This is a genomic window from Alkalihalobacterium chitinilyticum, from assembly GCF_029028005.1.
Lineage (GTDB): Bacteria > Bacillota > Bacilli > Bacillales > Bacillaceae_F > Alkalihalobacterium > Alkalihalobacterium chitinilyticum.
This window is the reverse complement of record NZ_JAOTPO010000029.1, coordinates 1-17,051: the sequence shown is the minus strand read 5'-3', so window position 1 is coordinate 17,051 and position 17,051 is coordinate 1. Positions and strand designations below refer to the sequence as shown.

At 39.6% G+C, this 17,051-nt stretch carries 15 protein-coding genes and 1 other RNA gene; 5 read left to right on the top strand and 11 right to left on the bottom strand.

Annotation, left to right across the window (positions count from 1 at the left end):
• Positions 1-18: 18 nt before the first annotated feature.
• Entirely contained in the window at positions 19-2,397 is a 2,379-nt protein-coding gene (locus N7Z68_RS23275; RefSeq protein WP_275120821.1) for a 3-hydroxyacyl-CoA dehydrogenase/enoyl-CoA hydratase family protein, read from the bottom strand.
• A 264-nt stretch (positions 2,398-2,661) separates the two neighbouring features.
• Here N7Z68_RS23275 and N7Z68_RS23270 point away from each other — a divergent pair, with 264 nt between their 5' ends.
• Together N7Z68_RS23270 and N7Z68_RS23265 are read left to right on the top strand one after the other, a co-directional pair.
• A complete protein-coding gene (locus tag N7Z68_RS23270) occupies positions 2,662-2,952 on the top strand; it encodes a hypothetical protein (RefSeq protein WP_275120840.1) in 291 nt (96 codons plus the stop codon).
• Between the two features lie 15 nt (positions 2,953-2,967).
• A complete protein-coding gene (locus tag N7Z68_RS23265; RefSeq protein ID WP_275120820.1) occupies positions 2,968-3,291 on the top strand; it encodes a spore coat protein in 324 nt (107 codons plus the stop codon).
• A gap of 462 nt (positions 3,292-3,753) precedes the next feature.
• Here the strand turns inward: N7Z68_RS23265 and N7Z68_RS23260 are convergent, their stop codons facing one another.
• From N7Z68_RS23260 to N7Z68_RS23240, 5 genes are all read right to left on the bottom strand, one after another.
• Complete coding sequence (locus N7Z68_RS23260) at positions 3,754-3,996, bottom strand: DUF2573 family protein (protein ID WP_275120819.1); 243 nt, start codon at positions 3,994-3,996, stop codon at positions 3,754-3,756.
• 67 nt (positions 3,997-4,063) lie between these two features.
• On the bottom strand, positions 4,064-6,190 hold the full coding sequence (locus N7Z68_RS23255) for a heavy metal translocating P-type ATPase (RefSeq protein WP_275120818.1): 2,127 nt from the start codon (positions 6,188-6,190) through the stop codon (positions 4,064-4,066).
• Positions 6,162-6,530 (bottom strand): ArsR/SmtB family transcription factor, encoded by a 369-nt coding sequence (locus N7Z68_RS23250; protein WP_275120817.1) that lies wholly within the window; start codon positions 6,528-6,530, stop codon positions 6,162-6,164. The genes N7Z68_RS23255 and N7Z68_RS23250 overlap by 29 nt, the downstream gene beginning before the upstream one ends.
• 134 nt (positions 6,531-6,664) lie before the next feature.
• Positions 6,665-7,720, bottom strand: coding sequence for an HD-GYP domain-containing protein (locus N7Z68_RS23245; RefSeq protein ID WP_275120816.1), 1,056 nt, complete (start codon positions 7,718-7,720; stop codon positions 6,665-6,667).
• A 129-nt stretch (positions 7,721-7,849) separates the two neighbouring features.
• Positions 7,850-8,728, bottom strand: coding sequence for a LysR family transcriptional regulator (locus N7Z68_RS23240; protein ID WP_275120815.1), 879 nt, complete (start codon positions 8,726-8,728; stop codon positions 7,850-7,852).
• Between the two features lie 227 nt (positions 8,729-8,955).
• Here N7Z68_RS23240 and N7Z68_RS23235 point away from each other — a divergent pair, with 227 nt between their 5' ends.
• Both N7Z68_RS23235 and N7Z68_RS23230 read left to right on the top strand, forming a co-directional pair.
• Positions 8,956-10,173, top strand: a complete 1,218-nt coding sequence (locus N7Z68_RS23235; protein ID WP_275120814.1) for an MFS transporter — start codon at positions 8,956-8,958, stop codon at positions 10,171-10,173.
• 141 nt (positions 10,174-10,314) lie between these two features.
• Positions 10,315-10,725 (top strand): LAGLIDADG family homing endonuclease, encoded by a 411-nt coding sequence (locus N7Z68_RS23230; protein WP_275120813.1) that lies wholly within the window; start codon positions 10,315-10,317, stop codon positions 10,723-10,725.
• Positions 10,726-11,155: 430 nt separating this feature from the next.
• Here the strand turns inward: N7Z68_RS23230 and ssrA are convergent.
• The 5 genes from ssrA to secG all read right to left on the bottom strand — a co-directional run bounded on the left by ssrA (position 11,156) and on the right by secG (position 16,426).
• Positions 11,156-11,492: a transfer-messenger RNA gene (gene ssrA / locus N7Z68_RS23225) on the bottom strand.
• A 259-nt stretch (positions 11,493-11,751) separates the two neighbouring features.
• Positions 11,752-12,219, bottom strand: a complete 468-nt coding sequence (gene smpB, locus N7Z68_RS23220) for an SsrA-binding protein SmpB (protein WP_275120812.1) — start codon at positions 12,217-12,219, stop codon at positions 11,752-11,754.
• A gap of 512 nt (positions 12,220-12,731) precedes the next feature.
• On the bottom strand, positions 12,732-15,074 hold the full coding sequence (gene rnr / locus N7Z68_RS23215; RefSeq protein WP_275120811.1) for a ribonuclease R: 2,343 nt from the start codon (positions 15,072-15,074) through the stop codon (positions 12,732-12,734).
• Positions 15,075-15,098: 24 nt separating this feature from the next.
• Entirely contained in the window at positions 15,099-15,848 is a 750-nt protein-coding gene (locus tag N7Z68_RS23210; protein WP_275120810.1) for an alpha/beta hydrolase, read from the bottom strand.
• A gap of 347 nt (positions 15,849-16,195) precedes the next feature.
• Positions 16,196-16,426 (bottom strand): preprotein translocase subunit SecG, encoded by a 231-nt coding sequence (gene secG / locus N7Z68_RS23205; RefSeq protein ID WP_275120809.1) that lies wholly within the window; start codon positions 16,424-16,426, stop codon positions 16,196-16,198.
• 203 nt (positions 16,427-16,629) lie between these two features.
• Between secG and N7Z68_RS23200 the strand changes: the two genes are divergently transcribed.
• A complete protein-coding gene (locus tag N7Z68_RS23200; protein WP_275120808.1) occupies positions 16,630-16,980 on the top strand; it encodes a hypothetical protein in 351 nt (116 codons plus the stop codon).
• The last annotated feature ends 71 nt before the right edge of the window (positions 16,981-17,051 follow it).

Here is a 17,051-nt window from a genome sequence, read left to right as displayed (position 1 = left end):
GTCTTCCCTCCATTCATCCTAATTGCGTAATGGCTTCCCTTTAGTTAACATGTACTGCATTCTTTGTTGAGATTTTGGCTCACCAACTAAGCTTAAGAATGCTTCACGCTCTAGATCTAATAAGTATTGCTCATCCACTAGACTACCTTTAGGAACACGTCCACCAGCAATAACGAATGCTAATTTTTGAGCGATCTTTAGATCATGTTCTGAAATCATACCGCCATATTGCATTGTTTTTGCACCAAGTAATAAAGTAGCATAACCTGTTTCACCTACAACAGGAACTAGTTTACGAGCAGGTGCTGTATATCCTTGTTCAAATAAATGTAAAGCTTCTTGCTTTGCATTATAGATAACATGATCAGCGTTCATTGTTACACCATCACGGTCGCTTAAGAAGCCATTTGCACGTGCTTCATCTGCAGATGTAGATACTTTTGCCATAGCAATCGTCTCAAATGTACGGTTAGCAACAGCTTGTAGATCTGCACCAGGAGTGTGTCCTTCTAAGTTACGAAGGTAAAGTTCTTTATTACCTCCTCCACCTGGGATAAGACCAACACCAACTTCAACTAGACCCATATATGTTTCTGAAGAAGCTTGAATGCTCGCTGATGGTAAACAGATTTCCGCTCCACCACCAAGACTCATACCAAATGGTGCTGTAACAACTGGTTTAGATGCGTATTTAATTCTTTGCATCGCATTTTGGAACTGACGAATTACCATATCGATCTCAAAGAAATTATCATCTTGAGCTTCCATTAGGATCATCATAAGGTTGGCACCGACACAGAAATTCTTCGCTTGGTTACCAATAACTAAACCTTTATAATTCTTTTCTACTTCGTCAATTGACTTATTAATCATTTGGATTACATCTAACCCAATCGAGTTATTCGGAGAAGTGAATTCTAAACAAGCAATACCATCTCCTAAATCAATTAATGTACCACCAGAGTTTTTAAGGATAACTTTATTATCTTCTTTTAAAGATTTTAAGTTAATTACTTTTGGGTTTTGCTCAATTGCTTTATATTCACTTTCATGGTAGAAGCTCTTTTCTGAATAGAAGCTTGTTTTACCTGAAGCAATCATTTCTTTTACCCAACTTGGAACAGTAGCGCCTTCTGCTTCCATCTTAGCAACGGATTTTTCAACACCGATTGCATCCCAAAGTTCAAATGGTCCTTGCTCCCAACCGAAGCCCCATTTCATCGCTTGGTCGACAGACTGAACATCATTTGCAATTTCGTAGCATTTTTCTGCAGAATAAATTAATACTGGCTTAATTAAGCTCCAAATTAATTGGCCTGCACGGTCATCTGCATACGCTAATGTTTTAATTTTTGCTGGTAAGCCTTTTGCTTGTTTTGCTGCTTCTGTTGAAGCTGTTTTTAATTTCTTACGTGGACCATACTCAAGTGTATTAGGATCAAGCTCTAAGATCTCTTTTCCTTTTTCACCTTTATGCTTTAAGAAGAAGCCTTGACCTGACTTCGCACCGATCCAGCCTTTTGCAGCCATCTCACGCATAAATGCAGGAGGATCAAATACTTCTTTTTCTTCACCATCAACTTGATCGTATACATTTTTGGCAACGTGTAAGAATGTATCTAAACCTACAACGTCTAATGTTCTGAAAGTGGCACTGCTAGGTCGTCCAATTAAAGGGCCCGTTACAGAGTCAACTTCACCTACTGAATATCCACCTTTAAGCATTTCTTGTACAGTCACTAACAGTCCATATGTTCCAATTCGGTTTGCGATAAAGTTAGGCGTATCTTTCGCCTCAACAACGCCTTTACCTAGAACGTTTTCAGCAAACGCTTTCATAAATGAAACAATTTCAGGATTTGTGTCATTAGTTGGGATGATCTCTAATAACTTTAAGTAACGAGGTGGATTAAAGAAGTGTGTTCCTAGGAAGTTTGCTTGGAAATCTTCAGAACGTCCTTCTGCCATTGCCTCAACAGAAATCCCTGATGTGTTAGAACTAATGATCGATCCTTGTTTACGGAATTGATCAACTTGAGTAAATACTTTCTTTTTAATATCTAAATTTTCAACAACAACTTCGATTACCCAATCAACATCTGCAAGTTGTTGCATATCATCTTCAAAGTTACCCACTGAAATTAAGTTTTTATTATCCTTCACCGTTAACGGTGCTGGCTTTTGTTTTAAAAGTTGTTGAACCGCGTTTGCACTCAATCGATTACGGACAACTTTATCTTCAAGAGTTAAACCTTTCTTTGCTTCTGCTTCTGTCACTTCACGAGGTACAATATCAAGCAATAGCGTTGGAATGCCTACGTTTGCTAATACTGCAGCAATCCCTGAACCCATGACACCTGATCCTAGTACAGCTGCTTTACGAATTTGACGAACCATATTTGTCCTCCTTCTCCTGAAACATTTGAATGAATACTCATTCATTTTTCTATTAAAAAAATATTGAATTGCGCAATAACTTTTCTACTAACATAACTATATCGAATTTTGTTTCATTTAGCAAGGGCAATTTCTGAAAATTAATAATTATTTTTTGCCATGTTAGCAGCTCCCATGTATCGTTTGAACATCTTTGCCGCACGATAAACATGTATCGTTAAGGATACAAAAAACATTGTGGCATATGAGGGAGGCTACACTATGATGCAGCAGCAACAACAAAGTCAACAGCAACAAATGCCAATGAACCAGCAACAAGGAGTCATGCCTCAACCCCCAAATGTCGTGACTAGTAAAGACCACCTTTACATTTCGGACATGCTTTCTTGGAACTTACTTGCAATGAAGAAGTGCCACTTCTTTGCCCAACAATGTACAGACCCTGAAGTAAAGGGTGCAATTGAGAAAGCCGGGCAAATGCATAAGCAACATTATGAGCGGATTCTGCAACATTTTCAAACGCAACAAAATCAAATGAATCAAGCACTTCAATAACAGGAGGGTTTCTGCATGAGCCAACAAACAAAAATCCAAAACCCTGAAACACAAGTTCCTAAAACACCACAAATGTCAGATCGCGACTTTATTAATGACGTACTAGCTACTGAAAAGTATATGACGGCTTCTTATAGTTATGCAATGAATGAGGCAAGTCATGAACAATTATACAAGGATATTAATGCGATTTGTAACGAAACGCAAGATTGTCAGCGTGAATTGTTCAACGTCATGTTTAAAAAAGGCTGGTACAGCTTTGATGCCGCATCACAGCAACAACTTGATCAATCTTACCAACAGTTTTCTGGGTACAGCAGTCAGTTCCCATATAGCTAGGACATCAGATAAGCGGGAGTTGGCTGGTTAGTGGCTGCAATATGGAGGCCTGGAGTTGGGCAGGTCAGTAACATTGAGGCAGCAACATGTGAACGTCGCTTATGGTATACACATTTGCTGGTACAAAACGAAGCGACAGCGAGCTAGGATCACTTGGAGCTAGACAAGGTACCATAAGCATCCTTTAGCGATACTGAATTTAATTCAACGAGAGAAGAGGCTAATCACCACTGTGATTGCCTCTTCTCTGTTTTTAACGGACTGAAAAGCGCTTATTTATAAGAAATTAACGATTTTCCGGTGTAAGGGGACTCAGATACCCTTATTGAGCTAAAACACAGCTTATCTGAAGGCATCTTGGCTAAATAGCGTCCACTGAGTCCGCTAAACTTTATAAATCAATGTTTCTAACTACAATAAGGTCCTCTCAGTCCGCTTAGGTTTTTCAGGCAGTCCTGGACTTTATTTATTTCGATGTTTTTGGTTTAATGCTTGAATCTCCGTAACAAGCTCCTTCATCTTTTCCTTCGCATCAGGATACTGCTCATTCCAATGTTTTACCAATGGAGGCATACTCTTTGAGATATGCGTGTACAGCACCCAAGCCTGCACTTTTTCTTTTAACACTTCATCTTCGACACCCAGTAATAGCTCAGTGTATTTCTCTAATAAACCATCTAATTGTTCCCTCAATTTTTCGTCCACAATTTCACCTCATTATATTGTCTTATTTCTATTATAACGAAGGACGAGGCGGTTTCAAAAATGATAACTATTCTTTATCTTTCACACGCAATAACCTTAGACCATTCAGCGTAACAAGTAATGTTGCACCCATATCCGCAAATATCGCAATCCAAAGTGTTAACCACCCAGGAATGACGAGTAATAACGCCAGTGCTTTTAACCCGAGGGCAAAGGCAATGTTTTGCTTGATAATCGTCAACGTTTTTCGACTTAATCGAATAGCAAAAGGAAGTTTTCTTAAATCGTCACCCATTAAGGCTATATCTGCTGTTTCCAGCGCCGCATCAGTTCCTGCACCACCCATGGCAATTCCAATGTCCGCTGTTGCAAGGGCCGGTGCATCGTTCACACCATCACCAACCATCACGACCTGCCCGCTTTCCTTCATTTGTTTAACATATTTTAATTTTTCATCGGGTAAAAGTTGTGCTTTCACTTGGTCAATCCCAAGTTCATTCCCAATCGCTTTCGCTGTTTCTTCATTGTCTCCCGTTAGCATGGTCGTATTTTTAACACCTAACTGTTTTAATCGACGAACCGCAGCAGAACTGGATGAACGAATGCGATCCGAGACAGCAATATAGCCAAGAAGCTCATTTTGCTTACCGACTAAAATTACCGTTTTCCCTTGTTTCTGCAGCGAATGTACCTCGGCAGGAACGTCTATTGTTAGCTCTTTAAAAAAGATCGGACTGCCAACATAATAACTTTCATTATTAATTAATCCCGTAATCCCTTTTCCAGTAATTGAACGGAAATGGTCAACTTTTTGCTTTGAAGCCTCAATTCCTTCTTGTGATGCTCGTTGCATAACAGCCGAAGCGAGCGGATGCGCTGAACTTTTTTCTAAATAAGCACCAACCTTTAACACTTCCTGCTCTGTGTACGGATCAACAGCAACAACATCCGTTACTTCTGGAACACCGTTTGTTAACGTTCCGGTTTTATCAAAGGCGATCGTTTGAATAGAACCGAGTTGCTCTAAATAAACACCGCCTTTAATGAGAACCCCGTTTCTGGCACTATTCCCTATTGCTGTTACGATCGATACAGGTGTAGAAATGACAAGCGCACACGGACAACCGACAACTAAAACGGCCAACCCTTGATAAACCCACAACGACCAATCTGCACTAAAAAATAGAGGCGGAACCGTAGCAACCCCTAGGGCAACAAGCATAATGAGCGGCGTATAATATTTGGCAAACCGATCGACAAATGCTTGCGAAGGAGCACGCTCGGCTTGGGCTTCTTCAACAAGCTCAATAATTTTAGAAAGCGTCGTATCTTCCACTCTTTTTGTCACTTTTATTTCTAACAAACCTTCTTCGTTCAACGTCCCGGCATACACTTCATCATTCGCGCTTTTGGCAACAGGTATTGATTCACCTGTAATAGCTGCTTGATTGACTGTAGAAACTCCATGTTGAACGGTTCCATCCATCGGAATTTTCTGTCCCGGCTTTACAATCATAACATCGCCTATTTCGATTTCATCGACAGCCAATTCAACCATTTCTCCTTGCTTAATGACAGTTGCTGTTCGAGGCGCTAGGTCCATTAATGAACGAATCGACTGTCTCGCCTTATCCATAGAAAAACGTTCAAGCGCTTCACTAATAGCAAATAAAAAGACAACCGTAGCTCCTTCCCCCCACTCTCCAATGAGGGAAGCACCAATAATCGCAATCGTCATGAGCGTTTTCATATCAAAGCGAAACTTAGTTAGATTTTTTAAGCCTTGCCAAAATAGTTGATGGCCCCCAATCACCATAGCTGCCGCAAAGACACCTATCGCTAGACCGTCACTTTCTCCTCTTTGTAAAACGAGTGCCCAACCGATAATTAGTAGAAGTCCGGAAATGACGGTTTGAATAAAATGTTGCTGCTTCCAAAAAGGCTTTTGTTCTAACTGTCGTTCTTTTTCCGGGTACACTTTTAAATTCTCAAAGGCACCGGCTTTTTCCAACTCTTCAATAGAAACTTCTCCATACACTTTTAGTTTAGAAGCTCCAAAATTCACTTTTGCATCCGATACTTGCGGGAGCTCCTTTACATTTTTCTCGAAAACACCTGCACAATTGGCACACGTAAATCCTTGAATCCGGTATGTTTTTTCTGTATCATTCATGTCCTTTCCCCTCTTTTCCATGTTCCATTCCATTCAGAATTAACTGTTTTACATGGTTATCGTCAAGTGAATAAAAGACAAGCTTTCCTTCTTTACGAAACTTGGCTAACCCGATATTTTTAAGTAATCTCAAGTGATGAGAAGCTGTTGCTGTAGACGATCCGATAATCGTTGCAATGTCACACACACACAACTCTTCTTCTGACGCTAAAAGAAAGGCAATTTTTAATCTCGTTTCATCTGCTAACGCTTTAAAGATTTTTGCTGTAACATCAAAAGGTTCTTCTTTCATTAATGTTGTTAAACGATCTACTTTTTCCGAGTCATATTGAAAAACTTCACATTGATCTCCTTTGGCCATAACCAATCACCTCTTGTTATTCAAACCATCGTTTGAATGTATATATTCTTATCATACTGCTAATCATTCAAACGTTCAAATAAATATTTGATTGTTTAATACAAAAAAACACAGGAATATTCCTGTGCTTATTTTTATGCTATATCAATCTGTTTGGTGAATGAGACGAATGAGACGATATACCGTTGTGAATACCTTAAATCAATAAGTTCACCTGCGATGTTAATAACAGGATTGATTGGATCATCATGATGAATAAATACGATCTCACCGATTGAACGATCATCTAAATACACTTGGTTACCAATCGACATCTCCATGATCCGTTGAATAAATAAATAAGTCATTTTCGGATCTAATTTACCAAATGCTTCACTTTTCATTTGCTTTAAGACTTCGTACAAAGCTACCTGACCTCGGTAAACACGGTCGGAAGTCATCGCATGAAAGATGTCTGCGATCGCTATAATTTTAGAATAGCGGTGAATTTCATTCGCTGCCCTTCCATACGGGTACCCCTTTCCGTCTTCACGTTCATGGTGCTCTAATGCCATCAAACAAATCTCATCACTAAAGTGGCCGCTCTTTTTCAAAATGTCATATCCATAAACTGGGTGTCTTTTAATTGTTTCATACTCTTGGTTGGTCAGCGGACCTTTTTTGAGTAAGACTTCATCAGGAATGTCCAACTTCCCTATATCATGTAAAAGACCACCAAGTGAGATTGTATTTATCTCATCCTGAGAATACCCAAGCCATTTAGCTAACAGTGAAGCTAACACGGAAACCCCGATATTATGTCGGTAAGTATAATCATCCTTACAAAGAATTCCATTCATCAATGTTGACAGGTCATAATTTAATGAGATTTGTTCAACGACAGGCATTACTTTCTCTTCCACTTCCAGCAGTACTGTGTCATTGTCTTTAACTTTTGAGAAAATTTCTCGTATTTCACCAACTGTATTATTAAGTAAAAGCTCTTGTTGAAAAGGCGCTAATAGAGATGATCTTATAACAGGCACAAAATTTTCCCTGTAATTATTGATATTAAAACCCATATCAACTAAACGAAGGACATGGTGCTCGTTTAAAATCGTTCCTTCTTTAAGTAATAACGTTCCTTGTTCATTAAATATATCGTTTTTGAGACGACAACCGACATAAGAAAAGGCATGATCCTCATTCATCGTAATCCCCCATATGTACCATTACTATTAGTTAATAAATATGTAAAATTTTATTTTTATTATATAAATAATACATCTATATTAAAATTATGTAAATGAAAACACTATATAAATAGTACTTATTTACCATTACTTTTTGAATTGTCCACTTATAAAATCTTTGAATTGTTGAACAACTTGAGGAATATACCTACTTTCTACCCAAGCGATCCCAATAGAGCGTGTGCACTCATAATCCAACACTTCTATCTTTGAAACTTCTGTTTCATCGAGCCCTTTTCTTTCGGGAATCAAACTAACTCCTAAACCTGCTGAAACTAATCCGTTAACGGTTGAAACCTCTTGTCCTTCAAACGTAATATTCGGTGTGAATCCTGCATCTTGGCACAGTTGATCTGTTATCGTTCGTAGTCCGACTCCTTCTTTAAAGCCGATAAACGGTTCATTCGCTATTTCCTCTAATTTGATTCCTTTTCTAGCTGCCAACCGGTGAGACTTAGGGACGATGATATATAATTTTTCGCTAAACAACTTCTCCCAATGAAATCCAACCGTTTGCACAGGCGCTGACGTTAAGCATAAATCAACTTCTCCTGTTGTGAGTTGTTCAATTAAAACGTCTGCGGTACTTTGAAAAAGTTGAAATTTTACATGTGGAAATGTTTTTCTATATTGTCCGATTAAATCCGGGACGAGATGCGACCCTAATGTATGCAAAAAAGAAAGAGCAATCTGACCATGGTCAGGATGAACGATATCAGTCAGCTCTTGCTTTCCGTCTTCAATCAACTGAAGCGACTCATTCACTCTCGATAAAAACATTCTTCCGTATCTATTTAGTTTTACCGTTCTCCCGCTACGTTCAAAAAGGGGCACACCTAAATCCTTTTCTAATCTTGCAATCGATCGACTCAATGCAGGTTGTGAAATAAAAAGCTCTTCAGCCGCCCGAGTAAAATGCTCCACTTGAGCAACCTTTTGAAAGTATTCTAATTGCTGCCACTCCATATAACGACCAGCTTTCTAAATGTTTTTAGTTCTGATTTGATTTGATTTTATGGTTTGGATGGTTGTACTGAATTGATGCTTTTACTGATTTTTTCTTTTACTGAACTTAGTGTTGGTGTTTCACTATTACATTTTTGCATTAATTTTATGAAAATTATAAATTGGAAGTTATGAGTTGTCAAAAGTATGATTAAGAGTACATAGCAAAAAAAGGGGTAGGAAATACAGTGACTCATATTACAAAAGATCATTCTAGTTACTATAAAACGATAATTGCCTTGTTTTCAGGAAGCTTTGTCAGCTTTATGATTTTATACTCGATGCAAACACTAATACCTGTCTTTTCTAACGAATTCGAGGTTACACCTGCGGTTGCCAGCCTTGCGCTATCCATTACGACAGGATTTCTAGCCGTGACGATGTTAGTGACTGCAATTGTTTCCGATTCAACCGGGCGCAAACGAATGATGACATGGGCATTACTTCTCTCATCATTGCTTTGTATATTAACTGCTTTCAGCTCTAATTTTACAAGTCTCCTCGCAATTCGGGCATTACAAGGGATTGCACTTGCAGGGTTTCCTGGGATTGCGATGACATATGTAAGTGAAGAGTTCCATCCGAAGACGCTCGGTGTGGTGATGGGAATATACGTTAGTGGTACTACTCTCGGCGGTTTGTCTGGACGACTGATTACTGGGGTTTTAACCGACTGGTTTTCATGGCAGGTTGCTGTTGGTACCATCGGCGGAGTCAGTGTATTGTTAAGTATTTTATTTTGGACAATGTTACCTGTCGACATTCATTCAACGCGAAGTAAATATACAATAAAAAAGTTAATTCCTTCTTTGATGTCCCAGTTGAAAGACCGTAAATTACTAGCGCTCTTTATCATCTCTTTTGTGTTAATGGGAGGCTTTGTTACGGTCTATAACTACATCAGTTTTGTTTTAATGGCAGCTCCATATTATTTAAGTCAATCGATAATTGGGCTCGTTTTTCTTATTTATTTAGTAGGAACGTTTAGTTCAACGTATATGGGAAAAGTAAGCGACCAATTCGGCAAGCAACAAATGCTTCCGGTAACGATTATGATTATGCTCATTGGTGCGGTGTTGACGTTAAGTTCCAACCTTTGGCTCATTTTGTTTGCTCTCGCTGTTTTTACTTTTGGATTTTTTGGCAGTCACTCGATTGCAAGCAGCATGGTTGGTCAATTGGCTACAAATTATAAATCTCAAGCGGCATCTCTTTATTTGCTTTGTTATTACCTCGGATCTAGTGTTATCGGAACGAGCGGTGGCATGATCTGGGTGATGTTTGATTGGACTGGGATCGTACTGACGATTTGCGGACTGATTTTAATTGCGTTGCTGATGGTCGTTTGGATTCGGGTGGAGTTACGGCGGGAAGTGCGCGTGGGGGATGAGAGTCAGGTGGTTTGATGGTTGGTACTGTAGTCATAATCGTAACCAGTTTTTATGATATCGTTTCTCATGAGACAAAAGTAATTAACCAATTTTTAATAAAGGAAAACGATGTTTTTTAATGAATTCTACAGTATAGGTTTTTTTGAGGAGGAAAAGATGTTGAATGAAGTTGAAGCAGCGTATATCGCAGGGATCATTGACGGCGAAGGAACTATAACCTTAACTAGGTTGCATAAAAATGAGTATAGACGTCCAGTCATCACTATTGCTTCAACTGATATCGAGTTGTTAACCTATCTTCAATCAATCATACAGGGCACAATTACTAGTAAAAAGAATTACTCACCTAAATTACATAAAGACTCTTACACCCTCACAATAAAATCTAAGGTCACTGTCTTTTATATTCTAGAAAAAATCATTCCCTATTTAAGGGTACCTATGAAAAAGTGCAGAGCAGGATATTTACTGAAAAATTATAACCAAGTAACTCTAAGAAATGGCAAATATAATGATGCCTTGAGAAAAGCTAAACTTGAGTTTGAAGAAGGATTTTTTAAACTATAAAAAGATGTTATTTAAAAAGCATATTAACATCGATTGCATAACATAAAACCAAACTTCCACTAACGTAAATACTAAAACAACACAAAGAAAAAGACCACCTAACACGGTGGTCTTTTTCATAATAATTTGGTGGAGACGGTGGGACATGCTTTTCCGTGCTTTCGCTACGGCACTGACTATATCTTGAACTTATCGGATAATCCGTTAAGTTCCTTGGCGTCTTATACAGAATATATATTTGTCATCTGACAGAATTCTGTATCCTAGTACTACCTAACTCTTTCTTTAGGTAGCCTATAAGTCGATACACGGCTGTTGAATTACTTCACATACCGCTCGATATTGCCTTATCACTATGATAGTGACTTAGGTTTCATCGATTAAGCCAAGTTTTCACTTACGTGTTACCACGCAAGGCGACCCAATTTCTTGATCGAACCCACGTCCAAGAATGTCGACACTTAAGCTTCTACGAGTGTAGTTACTGTATTAGCATTTCGCACTTACGTTGGCCCAGTAACAGGCTTCAGTAAGGCTAGTCTGATTAATCTCTTCCTTCGTCCTCAGACGGAGGACAGCCGGCGTAGCCCACTTAGAGTGAGTCCCAGTCCCTACCACATGGGCGATGGAGGGTGGAACCGCAAAGCGCTATTAAGCTGCTACTGCGAAGTTATTGTTAGTTTTGCCAGTTATAGGCGTTGGCGTTTTAACGAGGCCGACCCCCTCGACTCGCAACTTAAGCTCAACCCACCCCTGTCGAATCCAAAACGTCCCCAGATTATAAATAGCATTTGCGACTTATTCAGACGCAACTGCTGAAACAGAAGTAAGCTACTGAGCTAGTTGTAATCCAGAAGCGATCATCTCGCCGTCTGGAATTACATTATAGCATATCTAGAGTACTTTTCAAATGACAAATATTGTAAGGTGAAAACCAACTTAATCATTCGAACCTCACATTGCATTGTATCCATCCATCATCAAATGAAAAGAACAATTAAAAATGACTGCCCTACAAGCAACGCATTAAACTCGCTGCTTGTCACGGAAGGCACGTTCAATTTCACGCTTTGCATCTTTCTTTTTCAAGTCTTCACGTTTATCAAACTTCTTCTTACCTTTCGCAAGACCAATTAATACTTTAGCAAAGCCATTTTTAATATACACTTTTAATGGAACGATCGCATACCCTTGTTCCTTTGAAGCACCTATCAGTTGGTTAATTTGCTTTTTATGAAGCAATAATTTTCTCGTTCTCAGTGGATCATGGTTATAGCGATTTCCTTGTTCATATGGATTGATGTGCGCATTCCATAAGTAGATTTCACCGTTTTGTATCTTAGCAAACGCATCTTTAATATTCATTTTACCGGCACGGATTGACTTAATCTCCGTACCTTGCAATACCATCCCTGCTTCAAATGTTTCTTCGATATGATAGTCATGGGATGCTTTCTTATTTTGAGCAATGACATTACTGTCTTTTTTCGCCATTTCTCATACACCTACCATTTTTTGACGTCGTTGTCCTATTATATCAAAACATAAGAAAAATTCATAGAGAAGGTAACTAAACAAAGTACTCTTGTTCGTCGGCAGGGTGCATGATCGCTAGGTACGTAATCGCTATAAGAAGTGCCAATAAAATTTACTTGTTTGTTCTAGGTTCTATTGAAGCCATTAGTGTGGATCAAATTTTTAGCGGACTCACAGGACCTTATTTGATGAAATATTGTTAATATGAGTAGCTAAGAGGACTCACAGGCCTTTATTCTCGGTTTTCACAGTCGTTTTTAGGCGATTTAGAGTAAATAAGGGCCTCTCAGTCCTCTAAATTGAAAAAAACAGCTATTTTACTAAAATAAGGGCTTCTCAGTCCTCTAACGAAAGGAATTAGCCTCACCGCTAGGATTGGAGAACTCATTCTTTGCACATTCACGAGAAATCAACCAAAAAGACGACAAACAAATGTTGCCGTCTTTTCCGATTATGCAAAAAATACTATATTAACGCTTTTTCTTCCCTTTATTGCGTTTACTTCTCGGTGCATTTTCATAAAAGCCTTTTTTCTTTTTCCGTTTGCCTTTATTTTTCTTGTCATTGTCTCCAGCAGCGCCTGGACCACCGTCTTTTCCGCCGCCAGCTCTCTTACCACCGCCGCGCTTCGGACCTACGATGACTTTCGGAGAGGCATTACGCTCACGTTTCTTCGCTGGCTCTTTCATGCCGACGATTTCAAAGTCAATCGAAGACTCATCAACGTTTACATTAATACAACGGACTTCAAGCTCATCACCAATACGGAACACATTGCCCGTACGCTCGCCGATCATCGCATAAGAACGCTCATCATAACTGTAATAGTCATCCGTTAGATAACTAACATGCACAAGACCTTCGATTGTATTTTCTAACTCAACAAAGATACCGAAGTTCGTTACACCACTAATGATACCGGTGAATGTCTCACCGATTTTATCTTCCATGAACTGCGCTTTTTTCACTTCGTCCGTTTCGCGCTCAGCATCTACAGCACGGCGCTCCATTTCCGACGAGTGCTTCGCAATCTCATCTAGGCGGTGTTTCCAATGACTTTGCGTTTTTTCGTCTGTCTTTTTTTCGATTAAATACGTACGAATTAGACGGTGAACGATTAAGTCAGGGTAACGGCGGATTGGCGACGTAAAGTGTGTGTAAAATTCAGTCGACAAACCAAAGTGACCTAAGCTTTCCGGATCATACTTCGCTTGTTGCATCGAACGAAGCATAACCGTACTAATGACCGTTTCTTCCGGCTCGCCGCGAACCGCTTCAAGCAGCTGTTGTAAGGCACGCGGGTGAATAGAGTTTGCTGTTCCGCGAACGACGTATCCAAAGTTCGTAATAAATTCTAAGAACTTATTGAGCTTCTCCTCTTTAGGGTCATCGTGAATTCGATAAATAAACGGTACTTTCAGCCAATGGAAGTGTTCCGCAATCGTTTCATTGGCTGCCAGCATGAACTCTTCAATTAAGCGTTCAGCTACTGAACGCTCACGGATGACAACATCCGTCGGTTTTCCTTCTTCGTCAACTAATACTTTGGCTTCTTTAAAGTCAAAGTCAATCGCACCACGTTCAAAACGTTTTTTACGTAAGATATCCGCTAACTCACCCATTTGCTTAAAAAATGGAATAAGCGGCTCAAAACGCTGTAATACCTCTTCGTCTTCATCTTCTAAAATTTTGCGGACTTCTGTATACGTCATTCGTTCAGTCGTTCTGATCACACTTTGGAAAATATCGTGACCTACAACTTGTCCGTCCGGTGTGATTTCCATTTCACACGATAACGTTAAGCGGTCCACTTTCGGATTTAAACTACAAATTCCATTCGATAATCGGTGCGGAATCATCGGGATTACGCGGTCTACTAAGTACACACTCGTCCCGCGCTCTTCTGCCTCAATATCAATCGGTGATCCTTCTTTTACATAATAACTGACGTCGGCGATATGAACACCGAGTGAATAGTTCCCGTTTTCAAGACGTTCCACATTAACTGCGTCATCTAAGTCCTTCGCGTCCGCACCGTCAATTGTAACGATCGTCTTGTCACGCAGGTCGCGACGATTTTTAATTTCTTCTGGATCAATTTCATCAGGAACATTTTCTGCTTGATCAAGAACATCTTGCGGAAATTCCTGAGGTAAACCGTGCTTATGAATGATCGATAAAATATCAATTCCCGGGTCATTTTTATGCCCTAGAATTTCTGTTACTTCCCCTTCTGCACTATTACGTCCTTCAGGGTATCTTGTCAGTTTCACGACAACTTTATGGCCTTCTGCAGCGCCTTTAGAAGCTGTTTTTGGAATGAAAATGTCATTTGGGATCCGCTTATCGTCAGCGACAACCATTCCATATTGTTCATGGTCCATGTATGTACCAACAATTTGTTGGAGACCACGCTCAATAATACGGATGACACTACCTTCAGGGCGTGTTCCAGTCGACTTCGGATGCAGACGAACAAGAACGATATCCCCGTTCATCGCGCCTCCTAAATCACTTTGAGACACATAGACGTCGGTTTCTCCTTGCACCTCCGGAATAATAAAAGCAAAGCCTTTTGCATTTCCTTGAACTTTTCCTTTTATTAAATTCATTCGTTCAGGCACACCGAAGCGGTTGCTACGCGTACGAACAATGAGTCCTTGCTCTTCCATTTCGTTTAAAATTTTTACAAATTCCTTAAATTCACTTGAATCGGTTAATCCAAATGCTTCTTCCAGCTCGGTGACAGTTAATGGCTTGTACGCCTCTTCTCTCATAAAAGCTAGAAGATGTTGAATTTTTTCTTCACTCATTACTTACACTCTCCTTTCTATTCTTTACGTAGTAGACCAACTTAAAGTTTCTAAAAATTGATATACGTCTTCGTGTAATTGTTCTTTTTCTTTATCCAGCGTTATAACATGCGTAGAATTTTCGTACCACTTGATGTCTTTTTCATCACTTTCCACTTCGTTATATATAATATTTGCGCTTTCAATATCAATCATTTCATCATGACGGGCCTGGATAACCATAACAGGTGAATAAATATGGTCTAGGTGCTCCCTTACATCGTTTATGAGTTGTTGCAGCGCATTTAATGTTTGCATCGGTGTTTTTTTAAATTCGACTATTTCTTGCTCAATTTGCTCTTCACTTTTTCTTTCACGACGCTTATACTCTTTAGCATATTCGACAACACCTGCATACATCGACTCTTGTGTCTTCGGATTCATCGGGGCACACATCGGTACTACTCCCTTTACCGGTAAAGTGTAGCCGATTTTTAGAGAAAATACACCTCCGAGCGAAAGTCCGCAAACCGCGATCTCATCATGACCGCGCTCTTTTAAGAAATTGTAACCTGCTTCAACATCCTTCCACCAATCATCAGGGCCCGTGTGCACAAGTTCTTCCGGCGGGACACCATGACCTTTGTATAACGGCGCATGGCATGTATAACCTCGCTCTTGCAAGTGTCTGCCGAGCATTCTAACGTCGGCAGTATTTCCTGTAAAACCGTGAAGTAATAACACCGCACGCTTCCCGCCTTCAAATGTAAATGGTTTTGGAGCTACTATCTTCATACGACCGAACCTACCTTTTCATTTCACAGACCTCAATATAGTGTTTAGTTTCACCTGAATTTGCGTTCTCTATGAGAAGAAGTACAGAAACCATTTCTTCTATGTATTGGTCTGATTTTCCAGTTTCTGATTTGATAAAGAAAACTCGCCGATTGGCGAGCCTAAGGGTGAAGACAGAGGCGTAGTTGCTCTTATACTTGATACTTTAAAATTTTCAGCCTCGTCGAGAATTATCTATGCAAAAATTTTATACTTTCCTAATGTGTAAAGAGAACCCGCCGATTGGCGAGATTTTTTCTGGGATATAAAGAAAAGCAGTGAAGATCGCTTCAGCTGCTTTCGTTTTTTTACATAAAATATGCTACAGCAATTGTTAAGACAAAGAACAACACCGCTAGAACAACTGTTGCACGTGCAAGAACTGCATCTATTCCACGAGCTTTTTGTTTACCGAGTAATTGTTCTGCTCCACCAGAAATCGCCCCTGCTAGACCTGCACTTTTACCAGCTTGTAATAAAACGACAGCAATTAGTGCAATCGACACAATAATTAATAAGACGAACATTAACATTTCCATTGATTGATCCACCTCCAGGCACAGTATGCGCTTATACTAATGTATCACAAAATGCCGTGCTTTAGCAATAGTAATACGGTGAGTTGCGTATACGGCTACAAGAGTTGGATTTTCTTTCATTCATTCTAAGTCGTTTTTTTGTGGGTTGCGCAAGCGTTAACTATAGTTCCCCTCACACATTTTCCAGCATTAGAAAAAACGGGTTGGTTCCTCCTGTTTCTGATCTACCTTTTCCATTATTAGTAAAATACGGGCTCGTTCCTGCTGTTTCTGACCTGCTTTTACCAGTAATAGTAAAACGCGAGCTCGTTCCTGCTGTTTCTGACCCACTTTTACCAGCATTAGTAAAAAGCGGGCTCGTTCCTGCTGTTTCCGACCTACTTTTACCAGTATTAGTAAAAAACGATCTCGTTCCTGCTGTTTCTGACCCACTTTTACCAGCATTAGTAAAACGCGGGCTCGTTCCTGCTGTTTCTGACCCACTTTTACCAGTATTAGGGGAATGTAAAATATTTTGTGTAAATGAATTTTTTCTGATAAAAAGTTTATACTGATACTAGCTCTTACCTGATAGGGGGATAGGGCGCTGCTGGAGAGCAACTCGAGCACCTATCAGGGTTCTGCA